Source organism: Algoriphagus litoralis (genome assembly GCF_003259255.1).
GTDB lineage: Bacteria > Bacteroidota > Bacteroidia > Cytophagales > Cyclobacteriaceae > Algoriphagus > Algoriphagus litoralis.
This window is the reverse complement of the sequence record NZ_QGOL01000025.1, coordinates 1-17,209: the sequence shown is the minus strand read 5'-3', so window position 1 is coordinate 17,209 and position 17,209 is coordinate 1. Positions and strand designations below refer to the sequence as shown.

The following is a 17,209-nucleotide window of genomic DNA, read 5'->3' as shown; positions in this document are numbered from 1 at the left end:
AAGACTACCGTCAATTATAGGTAGTTGTGAAATAATCTGGACAAGACAGTTGTCGTATTCAAATTGATGAATTTGGTTTTGTGCTTAATTGATATTTCACCGAATTTTTGCTCCTAATTTTTTTTTCTCTTCTTTTGGATATGAGATTAAAACTCAGAAAGTAAAAAAGTATGGTGGATTTGAGTCATCAAGAGCTCGTTGTTGAGATTGCCAAAGGAAATGAAAAAGCCTTTGAAAAATTGTATTTGCTCTTTTCTGAAAAAATCTATCATGTCTCTCGCAAAATGAACTTGAACCACGAGGACTCGGAAGGAGTGGTTCAGGAAGTCTTTTTGAAAATATGGAAAAACCGGAGCAAACTTGATCCTGAATTGTCCATCAATGCATATCTGATAGCGATTGTCAGATCATTGGTGATCAAAAAGGCCAAAAAAGATGCACGTTTTTTTGCGTTTCAACAGTATAAAATCCCTTTGATTCAGCATATCTCCGCGCCAGGTCCAGATGATGAATTGATTTTTATGGAATTTGACCAGTTGACAAATGAAATCATTCAGCAGCTTCCTCAAGGACAAAAACAAATTTTTCAACTTCGGTATTTCGAAAATTTGACCGTTGCTGAGATAGCAACCCAACTGAATCTTTCTAAAAGAACGGTGGAAAATCAGATTTTTCGGGCTACAGGCACAGTAAAAGGAAAATTGACCCAGCTGAAAATAATCTCCACTGGTCTTTTGTTTTTTATTGCTGATACCTTGCTTTTGTCGCTTTTTGAATGAACAAGCAGTAGATTTTTTTGAGTAAGAGCCCGTATCCCATATTTATTTTTTTTGGGCATGAGTAGTTTGAAAGAGTTGAGGGTATATGCTTTAGTAAATCCCCACTCATGGATCATAAAAAAATAATTGAAGATTTTTATTCTGGAAAATTAAGTCCAGAGCAAGCCAGAGAATTTCTCGAATGGATCGAAAGCCAAGAGGCTGAGGAATATCTATCTGCGGAATTTATTCAGCTTTGGAGTGAAAAGGTAAAGACTCAGCTGGAGGTTTGGGACAACAGGCCTCTATGGGAAAAAATTAATGCTGAAAAAGCAGGTTATTCCCAGCCTTTTCTTCATCGTGAATCCATTCCTACCACTAAGCGTCAGCTACCTGCTTGGCTCAAGTATGCTGCTTCAATTCTAGTTTTTACAATAGCTTTTTTTACTTGGAAGTCTGTTCAGGAACGTACCATTTCCCCGGAATTAGCTAAGACAGAAGAAGTCGAAAAATGGATTACTCGCAGTAATCCGGCAGGACAAAAGACAAAGATTTTGCTTTCAGACGGATCTACGATCTTCCTAAATTCTGCCAGTACGGTCACATATCCTGAAAACTTTCAGACGAATCGAAAAGTCACCTTAGAAGGGGAGGCATTTTTTGAAGTTGCCAAAGATGCATCGTTTCCTTTTTCTGTAGAGTCGAAAGGAATCACAACCACTGCACTGGGTACATCTTTCAATATCTCCACATTCAATAAGCAAGATAAAGTTGCCGTGACTTTGATCACAGGCAAAGTGAAAGTTAATCAATTGGGAAGTAAGCAAGTTTTGGAGCTTAATCCCGGAGAAGAATCAGTATTGGCAATTGACGAAGAAACTATCCAAAAATATAAAATCAATGCCGAAGAGCGGATTCTTTGGATAAGTGGGGTCTTGAAATTCAATAACACCTCTTTTGATGACATGAAAACTAGCCTTGAGCGCTGGTATGGTGTCTCCATCAGTGTCTCCGGTACACCTCAGGCGGATCTTGCGACAGGAACTTTTGACAATAATGAATCCCTGCGCAATGTGCTTCATGTTTTGAGCGGATCCATGGGATTTAGCTATGAACTCAACGAAAAAAAGGTTGAAATCCATTTTAACTAAAAATCGCCTATGGAAAACTAAAGCAGGATAAAAAAGAACAGGAGTGCATATCACTACACTCCTGTGAAAATCAAAACACGGCGCCAAAGGATAGAGGATTCGCGGTCTGTCATCCCAAGGCATTTCTATGTTTCAACTTACCATTCCAAATTATGAAAAAAATCCTACCATTAATAGTCATGTCTATTAAGATATTAGTTCGAGGGCTTGCGGTTCTCTGTTTGACCTTGAGTCCACTCATGGCTAGCACCACTGAGGCTCAGGTGAAGAGCATCGATGAGGTACATCTGAAACTGGAAAAGTCCAGTTATTCCCTTCTTGATCTTTTCCAGGAAATCGAGCGAAAAACAGAATTCAAATTTTTCTATACCCAAAAAGCTATTAAAGACTTACCTACAATTGCTCCAGAGCACCAGTCAGGAAGTGTTGAACAGCATCTGATTCAAGTAGCAAAGCAGACCAAGCTGAGATTCAAGCAAGTGAACAATGCGATCTCGGTAATTCCAAATCCTGAAGGAAGGGAAGAAGTAGTGGCTTCTGAAATTCAACTGGCTCAAATAACAGGGACTGTAGTCGATGAATCTGGCTCACCCATGCCAGGAGTGACCATAGTAGTACAGGGGACTACAACTGGTACGGTAACAGATATTGATGGAAAATACAGTATTGAAGCTGCCGAAGGGCAAGTTTTGGTGTTTTCATTTATTGGCTACGCCAAGATTGAGCGAATTGTGGGGTCTTCCAATTCGATTGACGTACGCATGTCGGCTGAGGAAAATGACCTTCAGGAATTTGTTGTGATCGGCTACGGTACGATCCAAAAGAAAGACATTACTGGCTCGGTCAGTGCAATCAATTCTTCTCAGATTCAAGATCAGCCAGTAGTAAGTTTAGACCTAGCTATGGCAGGTCAAATGGCAGGTGTTGTAGTCACTCAGGCAACAGGTGCTCCAGGCGGAGGTGCAAGTGTTAGGATTAGAGGTGCAGGCTCACTAAGTGCAGGCAATGAGCCACTTTATGTGGTAGATGGATTTCCTGTGACGAACGATTACGATCAGCGAAACAATCCGCTAAATACCATCAACCCAGCCGACATTGATAATATCCAAGTACTTAAGGATGCATCTGCAACCGCAATTTATGGCTCCAGAGGAGCAAATGGAGTGATCTTAATTACGACTAAATCCGGTACATCAGGAACCTCCAAAATTGACTTCAGCATCAATACCGGTGTTCAGCAAGTGGAAAAAATGGTGGATGTACTCAATGCAAGGGAGTTTGCAACTTACATCAACGAGTCCAGAAACAATGCTTGGGTAAACTCAGGACCTAATCGACTTCCTACCGATCCCAACTCAGCAAGAGGAAATAATGTGATGTATCTTCTTCCTGAGGTTTTCCAAAATCCGGAAGCACTGGGAGAAGGAACCAACTGGCAGGAGGAAATATTCCGCACAGCCAAAATGAGCAATTACCAGCTCAACTTCTCAGGAGGAAATGACAAAACAAAATACTTTGTGTCTGCTGGCTACCTTGATCAGGAAGGTGTAATCATCAATTCAGACTTGAAACGCTACTCTTTCCGTATCAATGTAGAATCCCAGATGAATAAACGAGTGAGAGTAGGGGCTAATATTACACCTACTTATACGTTTTCTAACCAATCTCTGGCAGAAGGTAACTGGCAGGGAGGAGGAATCATACAGACTGCAATTACTGCGGCACCGCACTTGACCCCTTATGATGAAGATGGAAATTACACCAAAGTCACAGGTCAGGGTATCGGACTCTCCGAAGTAGATAACCCGGTGAAAATCGCCAAGGAATACTTTCATCAGCAGGGAACCCTTCGACTTTTAGGAACTTCCTTCCTGGAATACTCCATAGCCGAAAACCTGAAGTTCAAGACACTTGTCGGTGGTGATATCCGAAACTTTAGAGAAGATATTTTCTCCAATTCGCTAATCAACCCAAACAGCGTAAATCTTACCAAGCCAGCTGTGGGATCAAATACCACTTCTCAAACCAGCAATTGGTTGGCTGAATTCACGCTCAGTTATGCAAAAACCTTTGGTAAGCACAGCCTGGATGCTGTTTTAGGATATACTGCTCAGAGTGAAAGGTATGATTTCAACCGAATCAACGGGACAAACTTTCCGAATGATAACATCAAGACCATGAATGCTGCTGGTCTTATTACCAGTGCGACCAATTTGAAAGAGGAGTGGTCACTTTTGTCTTATTTGGCAAGGGTGAATTACAACTATGATGACCGGTATTTACTCACTGCTACCTTCCGCCAGGATGGTTCTTCCCGATTCGGGATGAACAATCGCTGGGGATTTTTCCCATCAGTGTCTCTGGGATGGAGACTTTCAGAGGAAGGCTTCATGCAGGAGGTTGATTGGATTTCTGAACTTAGATTAAGAGCAAGTACAGGTCTGACGGGAAACAATTTCATTTCCAACTATGGTGCAATAGGATTGACCGGTCCTGAGAATTACATCTTCGGGGCAAATGGAGGAGTAATCGCCAACGGGATTAGACTTGCAAATATTCCAAACAGCAAATTGGGTTGGGAAACCAACAGACAGACGGACTTAGGTTTGGAGTTGGGTCTTTTGCAAAATCGATTCTATATCTCCGCCGATTATTACCACAAGCGGACCTCTGACCTCTTACTTAATGTACCAGTACCTACGCTTACAGGATATAGTTCAGCGCTTCAGAACATCGGCGAGATTTTGAATAAAGGGTTTGAATTTACCGTGACCAGCAGAAATACTGTTGGAGCATTCAAGTGGACCACTGATCTGAACTTCTCTACAAATGATATCAGAGTAACAGCTTTAGGTCCGGATGGCTCTCCGATTATTTCTCGGCAGGCGACTTCAGCATCCGCTCCAACTCATATTACCGAGGTCGGATCAGCTCCGGGAAGTTTCTTCGGCTATCAGGTAATTGGTGTCTACCAAAATCAGCAGGATATTGACAATAGTCCAGTAATCCTCAACGGAAATGGAACAGTACAATCAAAGCCTGGACAACTGAAATTTGCCGATGTAAATGGTGACGGAGTGATCAATGCATCAGATAGGACCAAACTGGGTAGTCCATTCCCTGATTTTACTTGGGGTATGACCAATAACTTCAGTTACAATAACTTCGACTTCTCCTTCACACTCCAAGGTGTTCAGGGTTTTGAGGTGCTAAATATGGCTAGAAGATATTATGGCAATTATTCCGGCACCTACAATGTCCTCAGCAGTACAGCCAACGGCTGGAAATCTGAATCTGATCCTGGAGATGGAGTTTCCCCCCAAATCAATCGGAATTTCAATTCCTTGGCTGGAAGTAACGTAGTGAATAATGTGACTTCTCTCTTTGTGGAGGATGGGTCATTTATTCGTATTCGAAACATCACTTTAGGTTACAATCTGCCCTCTGCTTCTCTGGACAAATTGAAGCTTTCCAGTGCCAGACTCAGCTTTACGGTTCAAAACGCATTCACTTTCACCGACTATGAAGGATACAATCCAGAAGTAAGCGCTCAGGGTGGAAGTCCTTTGGTGCCGGGTGTGGACGCAGGGGGATACCCATTGGCTCGTTCCTTTATGTTTGGTTTAAATGTTGGCTTTTAATCTGATTCTCACTATGAAAAATTATAAAATTCTTTTCGCAGCTGGAGCTTTGGCATTATTCACTGCCACAGGATGCTCTGATGATTTTCTGGATTTGGCTCCTATTTCCCAGCAAAACAGCAATAACTTCTATAAAACTCCAGAGGATATGAAAAATGCCCTCACTGCAGTTTATGGATCTTTACAATACGGCGGTCAATATTACTCTTCCATGAGTATCATTGGTGAACTCCGTTCAGACAATACAGAAATCACCAATCCTGCAGCTGGTGCAGATCAGCAGGCAGTGGATGATTTTACCAATGTCCCAGTGACCTCCATCAGTTCCAATACTTGGAATGCGCACTATCAGGGAATTCAGGCAGCAAACATACTCTTGGATCGGATCAACAATGTCACCATGGATGACAATCTTAAGGAGCGATATATCGGCGAGGCTAAATTTCTTCGCGCCTTGATGTACTTCAATTTGGTTCGGATTTATGGTGATGTTCCATTGGTGATATCTGCAATTAATAATCCTCAGGAAGGGTATACCTATGGAAGGGAATCTACTCAGAAGGTATATGAACTTATTATTTCTGATTTGACTGAGGCGGAAAATGCATTGCCTGCTTCTTATACAGGTGCAGACTTGGGTCGTGCAACCAAGGGTGCAGCAATGGCCCTTTTGGGTAAAGTTTACCTTACGCAGAAAAACTGGAGTTTGGCTGTCGAAAAACTAAGTCAGGTGGTTGAAGGGACTGGTCAGGTAAATTACAGTCTTGTTGATGATTATGCGAACTTGTTTGGTCCAGCAAATGAGAATAATGCTGAATCAATCTTTGAGGTTCAGTTTAAAGGTGGGCTAAATGGGGAAGGTAGTCCTTACTCCAATCAATTTGCTCCAATCGGTTCTGGAACAGCTGTAGTTGCAGTAGGAAATCCATTGGGACAAAATATTCCTACTAACGAATTCTTCCAGTCCTATGAAGAAGGAGATCTACGAAGAACAGTCTCTATGGACACCAGCTATATACTCAATGGGAATACTGTGAGACATAATTACATCAAAAAGTACATCAGCACACCTGTTTCAAATCTTGATTCAGATGTCAATTGGATCGTGCTACGTTACGCAGATGTGCTGCTAATGTATGCTGAAGCCTTAAATGAGCAGGGTTTTGTTCCTGATGGTCCGGCATTCGACTACCTAAATCAAATCCGAAAAAGAGCGGGACTAGAAGAGGTATCTGCTGTAAATGAGAACCCTGCTTTGCAGTTGGACTCCCAAGCAGCTTTCCGTTTGGCTGTAGAAAAGGAGCGAAGAATGGAGCTGGCCTTCGAAGGACATCGTTGGTTTGATCTGGTAAGAACTGGAAGAGCCCTTGAGGTGATGGCTTCCCAAGGAATGCAAGCTCATCAGGCTTTGTTTCCCATTCCACAAAGCCAGATTGACATCAATCCAGGTCTGATGACACAGAATCCAGGATATTAATCCGTATTGATCTTCTTTAAAATTGCTTTCCAGCCTGTCCAATTCCCAGTGGACGGGCAGGCTGGAAGCTTTTTGAGTGGAAATTTCAAGACAATAGACAAAAGACTTAAGACAAAATCGCCTAAGAAATCAGCCCAAACCTTTAACCAACTCTCCTGGGTCAAACTTCCAAACCTTTCCAATGAGATCTTTATTTTTACTTTTTCTACTTACACTCGCTCAAAGCGTTTTCGCTCAGAGTCCCAAATTGCTCAATCAGCCAGATAGCGGCTATCGGGGTATCTGGTACAGCAATGAGCCTTCCAATGACGAATATGTCTACAAATACAGTGGCGGATTAGGTACCTATCCTGCCAATCATTTCCCTTTTTCTATTTATGTAAAGGAGGTGAACAGAACCTTTTTTTGCTACGGAGGTGCAGATCTTTCGGGCAATACGCTCCTGCATATGGTGTCTTACTTTGACCATAATACAGGAATGGTTCCTCGTCCGACCGTGGTGCTTGATAAGGAAACCGACAATGCCCATGATAATCCGGTCATGAATATTGATTCAGCTGGTTACCTCTGGATTTTTTCCACCGCTCACGGCACCAATAGTCCTGCTTATATCAGTAGAAGCAAGAAACCATACGATATCTCTGAATTTGAAACGATCCAAGCTACCAAAGAAGTAGGGGGTCAAACGGTCTCCATGGACAATTTTTCTTACCTGCAGACTTGGTATCAAGAAGGAAAGGGGTTTTTAAATCTCTTCACTCATTACGAACGAAATGTAATTCCCGGTCAAGCTTCCAAGCCACGGCGAACCATCGGCTTTATGCGCAGCACCGATGGAATCACCTATTCCGAATGGAAAGATATCGCGGCTATTTCTGAAGGTCATTATCAAACCAGCGGCATGAAAGACAAAACATTAGGAACAGCTTTCAACTACCATCCCATCAAGCAAGGTGTGAATGGATTGAACTTTCGAACCAATCTCTATTATCTAGAAACCCGTGATTTTGGAGAAAATTGGCAAACAGCTGCTGGCCAAAAAATGCAGCTGCCAGTATCCGACATCTACACGCCAGCACTCGTTGCCGAATACGAATCCAAAGGGCTCTTAGTATACATCAACGACTTGACTTTCGATGAAAAAGGCCATCCTGTCATTCTCTATGTCACGAGCAAAGGCTACGAAGCTGGACCAGAAAAAGGTCCCCGAACGTGGCACACTGCCCGGTATACGGGTTCGGAATGGGAAATTCTTCCAGTCACCGACTCGGACAACAACTACGACATGGGCTCACTTTACATTGATGACAAAGGTGAATGGCGTATCGTTGGTCCCACCGGCACCGGACCCCAGCCCTTCAATACAGGAGGGGAAATGGTGCTTTGGGTCAGCAAAGACCAAGGCAGAAGCTGGAAAAGCAAAATCATGACTTCGGGCTCTGAGCGAAACCATTCCTACGCCCGTCGTCCTGTGAATGTCCATCCTGATTTCTACGCCTTTTGGGCGGATGGACATGGCAGAGAAAAGTCCTTTTCTCAACTCTATTTCTCTGATATAAATGGAAATGTGTTTCTGCTGCCCACCACGATGGAATCCGAATTTGCCAAGCCAGTCCAGATCAAACCCAAGTCTAGAAAATGAGTAGAAACTGGTTAGTTGCCCTTGTCGTATTGGCCGCTTGTCAACCTAAATCCCCTGAGTTGGAGTTGATGCAATTGGACACCATCCAACTGGAGAACGCTACGCTAAAAGTGGAAGTGCTCGCCGATTCACTGAATGTGCCTTGGGACCTGGATGTGGATTCAGAAAGCTTCCTTTGGGTAGCTGAGCAGGAGGGAAAAGTTTCCCGAATTAATCTGAAAACAGGGGATCAGAAATACCTGTTGCAGATTCCTGAAGTATGGAAAGTCCGAACATCGGGACTTTTGGGAATGGTGGCTCACCCTGACTTTTCCAAAAATCCATTCCTCTATCTCAACTACACCGTAAAAAACGATTCCCTAATCTATAGTAAACTGGTCAGGTATAGGTATAAAGAGGATTCGCTTATCAATCCAGAGGTTTTGCTGGAAATTGAAGGAGGTACCTCACACAATGGCTCCCGGTTGGCTTTTGGTCCCGATGGAAAGCTCTATTGGGCAACAGGGGACAAGCACGATTACACCTACTCCCAAAATCGGGAAAAGCTCAACGGTAAAATCCTTCGCTTCAATCCAGATGGCAGCATTCCATCCGATAATCCTGATCCCACTAGTCCGGTTTGGGCTTGGGGTTTTAGAAATATGCAGGGCTTGGTCTTTTCCTCAAAAGGCTTGCTTTTCACCTCTGAGCACGGTGATGCCATCGAGGATGAAGTCAACTTAATCAGGAAAGGGGGGAATTTCGGTTGGCCGGCAATCGAAGGCAAGCATGACTTGCCTGCTGAGATAGACTTTGCGTCGGCTAATCAAACCATCGAGCCTATCCGCTCTTGGACTCCTGTAATTGCGCCAGCCGGGATGACTTATTATGGTTCTGAGGTTATTCCTGATTGGAAGAATACACTTCTACTGACTACGCTGAAGGGGAAAAGTCTTCGAATCCTTTTCCTAAATGAATCAGGCGATTCCATCGATGGGGAGGAGATCCTATTTGAAAATTTGTATGGACGACTGCGGGATGTAGCGGTAGGACCCGATGGGGCGATTTACCTCAGCACTAGCAATCAGGATTGGAATCCTCAACCCGGATTTCCCCTTCCCGGAGACGATAAAATCCTCAAAATCAGTCCAAGCTCATCACTTTCTTCAAACCCGATTTCTCCTGTAAAAGCTAGTGAGATTCTGGCTTTGGACGGGAAGCAGCTTTACAAAAACTACTGTGCCTCCTGCCATAAGGAAGATGGCTCGGGAGTAGCGGAAGTTTTTCCGGCTTTGGTAAATAGTCAAGTCGTTTTGGGGGACACTAGGCGGTTGATTGAGCTTTTGCTTAAGGGCCAAGTTTCAAGCGACGGAGCCCAAGCCATGCCTGACTTTTCCTTTCTGGACAATCGGGAGGCTGCCGAAATCCTGAGCTACATCCGAACTAGCTGGGGTAATTCAGCAAGTTCCATTTCATCCACCCAAATTGAATCCCTTCGCTAATGGCCACCCAATCTAAACTCATTCCCTTCCTCCAAACTCTCGGTCCGGGAATCATTACCGCTGCTTTGGTTTTTGGTCCAAGCAAGATGACGCTTACGTCCAAACTCGGTGCGAGCTATGGCTATGAGACGCTTTGGCTGGTAGTGGTGGCGATTTTTTTCATGCTCATTTTTACTCAAATGGGTGCAAGAATTGGCTTAAGTTCAGACAACAGCCTCTTGTCTCTGATTCGCCAGAAATGGGGGAAAGCGGCTGGTATTTTCATCGGTTTTGGGGTGTTTTTGGTGACCACTTCCTTTCAGGCCGGGAATTCCATCGGAGTTGGCATCGCTGTAGCGGAAGCGACAGAAACGCCCACTTGGCTTTGGGTCGTAGTTTTCAATCTCTTGGGAATGGCATTGCTGTTTTTCAGGAGTTTTTATAAGACTTTGGAAAAGCTGATGATTGCTCTTGTAGGATTGATGCTCTTTTCCTTTGTGACCACTCTTTTTCTCAGCAAACCTTCTCTTTCGGGTATAGTAAAAGGCTTTGTGCCAACAATCCCACCTGGATCTGCCGCCTTGTTGATCGCATTTGTGGCTTCCTGTTTCTCAATTGTGGGCGCATTCTATCAGGCCTATTTGGTGCAGGAAAGCCAAAAATCAGGTATGGGAAGGACAAGTGCCAAGCGAAGTGCGACCGGCATCTACATCCTTGGAATCATGAGTGCGGTAGTCATTATCTGTGCTGCGGCGGTTCTTCAGCCTCAGGGCATTACTGTCAATTCCGCTTCTGAGATGTCCAAAGCACTTGAACCCTTATTTGGAAGTTATGCTGCTTATTTATTCCTGGCAGGGCTTTTTGGTGCTTCCTTTTCCTCCCTTGTTGGCAATGCTACCGTGGGAGGCAGCTTGCTTGGCGATGCTTTGGGATTTGGAAATCAGCTGAGTTCGAAAGCCGTTCGAGGTTTGATTGCCTTGGTGATGAGTTGCGGAGCGACCATTGCCTTAATTTTCGGAAAGCTTCCTCTTGAGCTCATCATTTTCGCGCAGAGCGTAACCATTTTCTTGGTTCCCTTCATCGGTTTGGCCATGTATGCTGTAGCCAACGATGTGACCATCATGGGGAAAAATACCAATACACCTTTGTCAAAAATCTCAGGAGCCATTGGTCTTTTACTGCTCTCCGGTCTTGCTATCTGGAATTTCAATGAATTGTTTTTGAAGTAAAAGACAAGAAGCAAGAGCCGAGACTGCAACTCAATACCTATTAACCAATAACTCAATCACTAATAACTCAATAACTAAAAATCCAATCACAACTTCCATACCTCCATACCAACATACTCCCCAACCATGACCTCACTAACCCAACTTGAAAACGAACTCCTAGCCCCATCATCAGCCCTGATTGAAGACTTGTCCAAAATCCAAGGTGACATCATCCTACTTGGAATCGGCGGGAAAATGGGCCCTAGTATGGGAAAGCTTGCTGTACAAGCAGCTCAAGCGGCTGGAATCAGCAAGCGGATTATCGGTGTCTCCCGATTTTCGGATCCCAAAGCCAAAGCACAACTTGAAGCCACTGGTGTAGAGACGATTTCCTGTGACCTACTCAATGACACCGAACTTCAAGGCTTGCCAGATGCTCCCAATGTCATTTATCTGGCAGGGAACAAATTTGGCACTACAGGTAACGAATCCTTTACATGGGCGATGAATTCCTATCTCCCAGGACGGGTGGCGGAGAAATACAAAAACTCCAATATTGTTGCTTTCTCTTCCGGAAATGTTCTGCCTTTTGTCCCCGTGACATCCGGTGGGGCATCTGAAGAAACGGCTCCAGATCCGCTCGGAGAATATGCCCAATCCTGCCTGGGTCGGGAGCGGATTTTTGAATACTTCGCCAAGAAAAATCAAACGCCAACACTCATTTATCGACTGAACTATGCAGTGGACTTTCGCTATGGCGTGGTCATGGAAATCGCCAAGTCGGTGCGGGATGGGAAAGCCATCGATCTCCGAACCGAAAATGTCAACGTCATCTGGCAGGGGGATGCGAATGAAATCGCTATTCGAGCTTTGCTACACTGCGAGACTCCGGCCAAAATCCTAAACGTCACCGGTCCGGAGATTCTTTCTACCCGTTGGTTGGCCAATCAATTTGGACTAAAGTTTGGCAAGGAGCCTGTTTTTATCAATGAGCCTACGGGAAGCGCATTACTCAATAACGCTTCGGAATGCCACCGGATTTTTGGTTATCCGCGGGTGACTATCCGGGAAATCATTGACATCACGGCTACCTGGATCATGCAGGGGGGAGAGGAGTTTGGCAAAGCCACCCATTTTCAAGAGAGAGGAGGAAAATTCTAATGAACATGCTAGATCAAAAACTAAAACAACACCTTCATCAGGGTACGGTGATTCCTGCCCACCCTTTGGCTCTGGATGCCGACCGACAGCTGGACGAACAGATGCAGCGCCAACTCACCCGCTATTACATGGCTTCCGGTGCAGGAGGAGTGGCTGTAGGCGTCCATTCCACTCAATTTGAAATCCGGGAGCCACAGCATAATTTATTTGAAAAGGTACTTTCCCTTGCCGCAGAGGAAGTTGAGAAAGCCCAACTTGACCGTCCATTTATTAAAGTAGCGGGCATCTGCGGTCCTACTCAGCAGGCAATTTCTGAGGCGGAAACAGCACTTCGCTTGGGGTATGACATGGGGCTACTCAGCATGGGAGGATTGCAGGCTTGGACGGAAGATGAGATTTTGGATCGGGTAAGAGCAGTTGCTTCTATCATTCCGGTATTTGGGTTCTACCTACAGCCCTCCGTCGGAGGACGTATTTTCAGCTATGGATTTTGGGAGCAGTTTGCCGAAATCGAAAATGTGGAGGCAATCAAATGTGCGTCCTTCAATCGCTATCAAACCCTTGATGTGATGCGGGCCGTGGCTCAAAGCAGCAGGCGGAATCAGATTGCGATGTACACCGGAAACGATGACAATATTGTTGCGGATCTATTGACCACTTATCGATTTGAGGTGGGAGGGAAGGTGTTTGAAAAAGAGTTTGTCGGTGGCTTGTTGGGTCATTGGGCCGTTTGGACACAGAAGGCTGTCGAGCTATTGGACGAAGTGAAAGCCTGCAAGTCAAAAGGAACCGGTGCAGATTGGGCGAATCTCTTAACCAAGGGTATCGCTGTGACAGATGCCAATGCAGTCATGTTTGATCCTGCCAATCATTTCCATGGGTGTATTCCCGGAATGCATGAATTCCTGAGACGTCAAGGTCTTCTTCAAGGTACCTGGTGCCTTAATCCGCAAGAAGTTATGTCGCCTAGGCAGTCGGAAGAAATAGATCGCGTTTATCGTGACTATCCTGAGTTGAATGACAATGCCTTTGTTCAGCAATTTTTAACCCAAAATCCCCTTCAATTATGAGAAAAAAGTTCCAACAAGCTGCTGTAATCCTTTTGTTTCTAAGCTTTATCTTTCCAGCCAAGGCTCAGGTTGATACCACCCAATTTACCAATCACGGTTCCCAGCTATTTGCTTCCATGATTCAGGGAAGTGTATTTGCCACGGGACCCAATGGAAGGGCCTTGGTCTACACTGTAGTCCGAGGCGAGCCGGCACATTTACTAGGCTATGATGTGGAAACACAGGAATTGATCCTGGATCAAGCGCTACCTGAGGCAGATGGGGCTTGGGATCTGGCTCAGGCTACGGATGGAACTATCTATGCACCCGGTGCGAATGGAAGCTTGTTTGCCCATACCCCCGGTACTCAGGAAGTCAAAGATTTGGGCGTGGTGTTAGAGGGAGAAAATTACCTTTGGAATCTCACTGCAGGAGTGGATGGTGAAGTTTTTGGAGCGACCTATCCGGGCTGCCGCGTGTTTCGCTATCATCCCAAAGACGGTTTTTCTGATGTGGGAAAAGGTCCTTTGGTAGCAAAGGAAAACTACGTCAGGAGTTTGGCTTTTTATCCCAAAACAGGCATGCTCTATGCCGGTGTGGGATCCAAAGCCCATTTGATTGAGCTGAATCCCAAGACTGGAGAAAAGAAGGAGTTGCTTCCAGAGAAATTCAAAAACTTCGAATTTGTCTACGGACTGGAAATCGTACCCGGTGTGGATGGCAATGACCGTCTTTTTGCACTCATTACCAATGGAAGTATTACACTGGTTTACAATCTCAAAACTCAAAAATTCGAGCAAGAAATCGAAGGAATGGACATGCGTGCCATAGCTGGTGATCCAAATGGAAAATGGGTTTACCTAACTTCAAAATCTCAATTGAAACGCTTTGATCCGGCCGAAAATTACCAAACTGCTGAAGTTTTGGGAGCCGAAATAGGAACGTCCTTGGCCTTCCAATATGGAAAAGACGGCAAAGTCTATTTTCTGACCTCAGGAGCCAACCTGTTTGTGTTCAATCCTGAAGATAAATCGCTCACTAAAAATAAGCTACAGATTCCAGGTCAGCCAATTCCTATCCATTCTTTGCTCACGGGTCCGGATGGAAAGATCTGGTCTGGAGGCTATTTGGCAGGAGGTAATGCGACTTATGATCCCGCAACTGGGAAGTCTACTTTTCTGCCGGGTTTGGATCAGACGGAGGGAATGTCTTTCTTGGGCGATAAGATTTTCTTTGGCATTTATCCCAAGGGAAAATTCTATGTCTATGATACCAAATCCACTTGGGCTCCAAAGGAGGGTAGTCCCAAGTTTCTGGGACAGTTTGAAAACCAAAGCCGTGCCTTTGCCCACACCGTTTTGAAAGACAAAAATCAAGTGGTCTTTGGGATGATTCCTGAGTATGGAAAACTGGGAGGAGCCTTGGTCAGATATGATACCGACACCGAAAAGCTGAATTATTTCCCAAGCCCTGTGGAAAAACAAGCGATTGCTGGCTTGACCTATACCGGAGATTATGTCCTGGTAGGTACGACGATTTCCGGTGGATTGGGAATTGCTCCTGAGACTAAGGAAGCTCATCTGATCGGCTGGAATCCTCAGACAGGAGAAAAGCTTTTTGACTTGATACCTGTGCCGGGAGCAACTTCATTGACTGGTTTTTTAACTATGCCCGATGGAACGATCTGGGGAATGGGAGATGGGCAGCTGTTCATTTTCGATCCGAAAACACGTGATATCAAATCTGTAACCAAGCTATTTGACTACCCACCGTTCAAAAGCCATGTTTGGAGGAGTGCATTTTTAGTGCTGCATCCTGATGGAAATATTTACGGAACGGACTGGGAAAAGCTATTCAAACTCAATCCTGAAACCTTAGAATTTACCGAGCTGGCCAAACAGGCGGCCTTGTTGATTATGGGACAGGATGGGACTCTTTACTTCAAACGCAAAACAGAATTATGGTCATTTAGACCCTAAACAATAATTGGATTGGTTATCAGAAAGTGTAAAATAGAGGCCTTGTAAATTAAGCTTGACTCGTAATCCATATGAAAACCTCGCGCAGATCATTTCTAAAACAATCGACTTCTTTTGGAGCGGCTATTGGCTTAAGTGCAATGCCTTTTTCAATCCTTGCAAACACTCCTCAAGACCCGATAAGAATTGGAATTATTGGTTTGGATACTTCCCATGCCCCGGCTTTCACCGAGCTTTTCAATTCTACAACTCCCAAGCCTGAGTTGTCCGGTTTTCGTGTTGTAGCAGCATATCCCTATGGAAGCAGAACCATCGAATCTAGCATGGATCGCATTCCAGGATACATCGAGCGCGTCAGAGCCTTGGGCGTTGAATTGGTCGATTCCATAGAGGATTTGCTTGCAAAAGTGGATGTTGTTCTCTTGGAAACCAACGATGGTAAACCCCGATTGGAGCAAGCTAGAGCGGTAATTAAAGCGCGAAAGCCAATGTTTATTGATAAGCCCGTGGCTGCTTCGCTTGAGGATGTTGTCGCTATTTTTCAGGAAGCTGAAAAGGCCGGAGTTCCGGTTTTTTCAGCTTCCTCTCTTCGATACCAAAAAAATGTATACGCTGTGAGGTATGAAAATAAGGTTGGGAAAGTTTTGGCTTGCGATTCATTTAGTCCTGCAACTCTGGAACCCAGTCATCCTGATTTGTTCTGGTATGGTATCCATGGAGTGGAAATTCTTTTTACAGCCATGGGGCCCGGATGTGAATCAGTCACAAGATTTACAACTCAGGAAGATGAAGTAGTCGTTGGAGTTTGGAATGATGGCCGGATTGGGACCTTTCGTGGCAGGCGTAACGGAATACAGGATTATGGAGGGATTGCTTTTGGTACTCAAGAAAATCTATTTTTTGGACCTTTTGAGGGGTATGAACCTCTGGCCGTTAAAATAGCTGCCTTTTTTAAAACCAAAACATCGCCGGTGGATCCAAGGGAAACTTTGGAGATTTACGCCTTTATGGAGGCTGCTGATGAAAGTAAAAGGAGAGGTGGATTAGCGGTCAATATGCTTGAAGTATTGAAAAAATCTGGTTATAAAGGTTGAAATTTATCCTTCTTTTCCATAATCAACCTTCTGGTAATTCTGTTTCCCTCAGAATTGGATAAAAGATTGACCAGGAGGGTTGAAATAGACAGGGCTTTGGATTTACCAATTGTGGATCATATCATCTTAAGTCCTGAGGGACACTTTTCTTTTGCAGATGAAGGGGAGCTTTAGCTTCCTTTTTTTCTATTTTTATTTTGGATGACTTGATAATTGTGAGTTTTTGTTTTCAATTATTAAAACTCTTTAAATCAGTCATCTTAATTTCCCAAATAGCAGATGAGGATTTGCCTCATTTATTTCCAATACCTTTTTTACTTCTTCCCGATTGTAATAGATCACACCACCAAGCCGGGTATAGGGGATCATAGCCCGGTTTCGAAGGGTTTGCAAAGTGCCTGCTGAAATTCCCAATAATTTCTGAACATCAGCGGATTTGAGCCATCGTCTTTCAGGTTCAGGTTTATAGCCTTCCAGCATTTTTTTGAGTTCTGCTAAAAGTTCTCTCTTTAGGTTTTCCAGATCTTGTAAGGTTACCAGCTCGAATTCCATAGGATTCAAATTTTAGGGTCGAAACTTGGGAAAT

At 44.3% G+C, this 17,209-nt stretch carries 13 protein-coding genes; 12 read left to right on the top strand and 1 reads right to left on the bottom strand.

Annotation, left to right across the window (positions count from 1 at the left end):
- The first annotated feature begins 179 nt into the window (after window positions 1-179).
- From DK188_RS20465 to DK188_RS21855, 12 genes are all read left to right on the top strand, one after another.
- On the top strand, window positions 180-779 hold the full coding sequence (locus DK188_RS20465; RefSeq protein ID WP_157963304.1) for an RNA polymerase sigma factor: 600 nt from the start codon (window positions 180-182) through the stop codon (window positions 777-779).
- Between the two features lie 107 nt (window positions 780-886).
- Window positions 887-1,909 carry a FecR family protein gene (locus DK188_RS20460; protein ID WP_111672722.1) on the top strand — a complete coding sequence of 341 codons (1,023 nt, stop codon included), beginning with the start codon at window positions 887-889 and terminating at the stop codon, window positions 1,907-1,909.
- A gap of 152 nt (window positions 1,910-2,061) precedes the next feature.
- Window positions 2,062-5,550, top strand: coding sequence for a SusC/RagA family TonB-linked outer membrane protein (locus tag DK188_RS20455; protein WP_232825782.1), 3,489 nt, complete (start codon window positions 2,062-2,064; stop codon window positions 5,548-5,550).
- A 13-nt stretch (window positions 5,551-5,563) separates the two neighbouring features.
- Window positions 5,564-7,027 (top strand): RagB/SusD family nutrient uptake outer membrane protein, encoded by a 1,464-nt coding sequence (locus DK188_RS20450; protein ID WP_111672733.1) that lies wholly within the window; start codon window positions 5,564-5,566, stop codon window positions 7,025-7,027.
- A gap of 181 nt (window positions 7,028-7,208) precedes the next feature.
- Window positions 7,209-8,669 carry a BNR-4 repeat-containing protein gene (locus DK188_RS20445; RefSeq protein ID WP_111672720.1) on the top strand — a complete coding sequence of 487 codons (1,461 nt, stop codon included), beginning with the start codon at window positions 7,209-7,211 and terminating at the stop codon, window positions 8,667-8,669.
- Complete coding sequence (locus DK188_RS20440; protein ID WP_111672719.1) at window positions 8,666-10,150, top strand: PQQ-dependent sugar dehydrogenase; 1,485 nt, start codon at window positions 8,666-8,668, stop codon at window positions 10,148-10,150. Before DK188_RS20445 ends, DK188_RS20440 begins: the two co-directional genes overlap by 4 nt.
- Complete coding sequence (locus DK188_RS20435; RefSeq protein WP_111672718.1) at window positions 10,150-11,358, top strand: Nramp family divalent metal transporter; 1,209 nt, start codon at window positions 10,150-10,152, stop codon at window positions 11,356-11,358. Before DK188_RS20440 ends, DK188_RS20435 begins: the two co-directional genes overlap by 1 nt.
- Before the next feature lie 126 nt (window positions 11,359-11,484).
- Complete coding sequence (locus DK188_RS20430) at window positions 11,485-12,501, top strand: NAD-dependent epimerase/dehydratase family protein (RefSeq protein ID WP_111672717.1); 1,017 nt, start codon at window positions 11,485-11,487, stop codon at window positions 12,499-12,501.
- Between the two features lie 5 nt (window positions 12,502-12,506).
- Window positions 12,507-13,571, top strand: a complete 1,065-nt coding sequence (locus DK188_RS20425; protein WP_317046887.1) for a dihydrodipicolinate synthase family protein — start codon at window positions 12,507-12,509, stop codon at window positions 13,569-13,571.
- Entirely contained in the window at window positions 13,568-15,529 is a 1,962-nt protein-coding gene (locus DK188_RS20420) for a ligand-binding sensor domain-containing protein (RefSeq protein ID WP_111672715.1), read from the top strand. The genes DK188_RS20425 and DK188_RS20420 overlap by 4 nt, the downstream gene beginning before the upstream one ends.
- A gap of 71 nt (window positions 15,530-15,600) precedes the next feature.
- On the top strand, window positions 15,601-16,623 hold the full coding sequence (locus DK188_RS20415; protein WP_111672714.1) for a Gfo/Idh/MocA family protein: 1,023 nt from the start codon (window positions 15,601-15,603) through the stop codon (window positions 16,621-16,623).
- A gap of 54 nt (window positions 16,624-16,677) precedes the next feature.
- The gene (locus DK188_RS21855) at window positions 16,678-16,797 is read left to right on the top strand and encodes a hypothetical protein (RefSeq protein ID WP_394335860.1); all 120 of its coding nucleotides are present in this window, start codon (window positions 16,678-16,680) and stop codon (window positions 16,795-16,797) included.
- A gap of 81 nt (window positions 16,798-16,878) precedes the next feature.
- Here DK188_RS21855 and DK188_RS20405 read toward each other — a convergent pair whose 3' ends face one another.
- Entirely contained in the window at window positions 16,879-17,175 is a 297-nt protein-coding gene (locus tag DK188_RS20405) for a helix-turn-helix domain-containing protein (protein ID WP_111672712.1), read from the bottom strand.
- Between the last annotated feature and the right edge of the window lie 34 nt (window positions 17,176-17,209).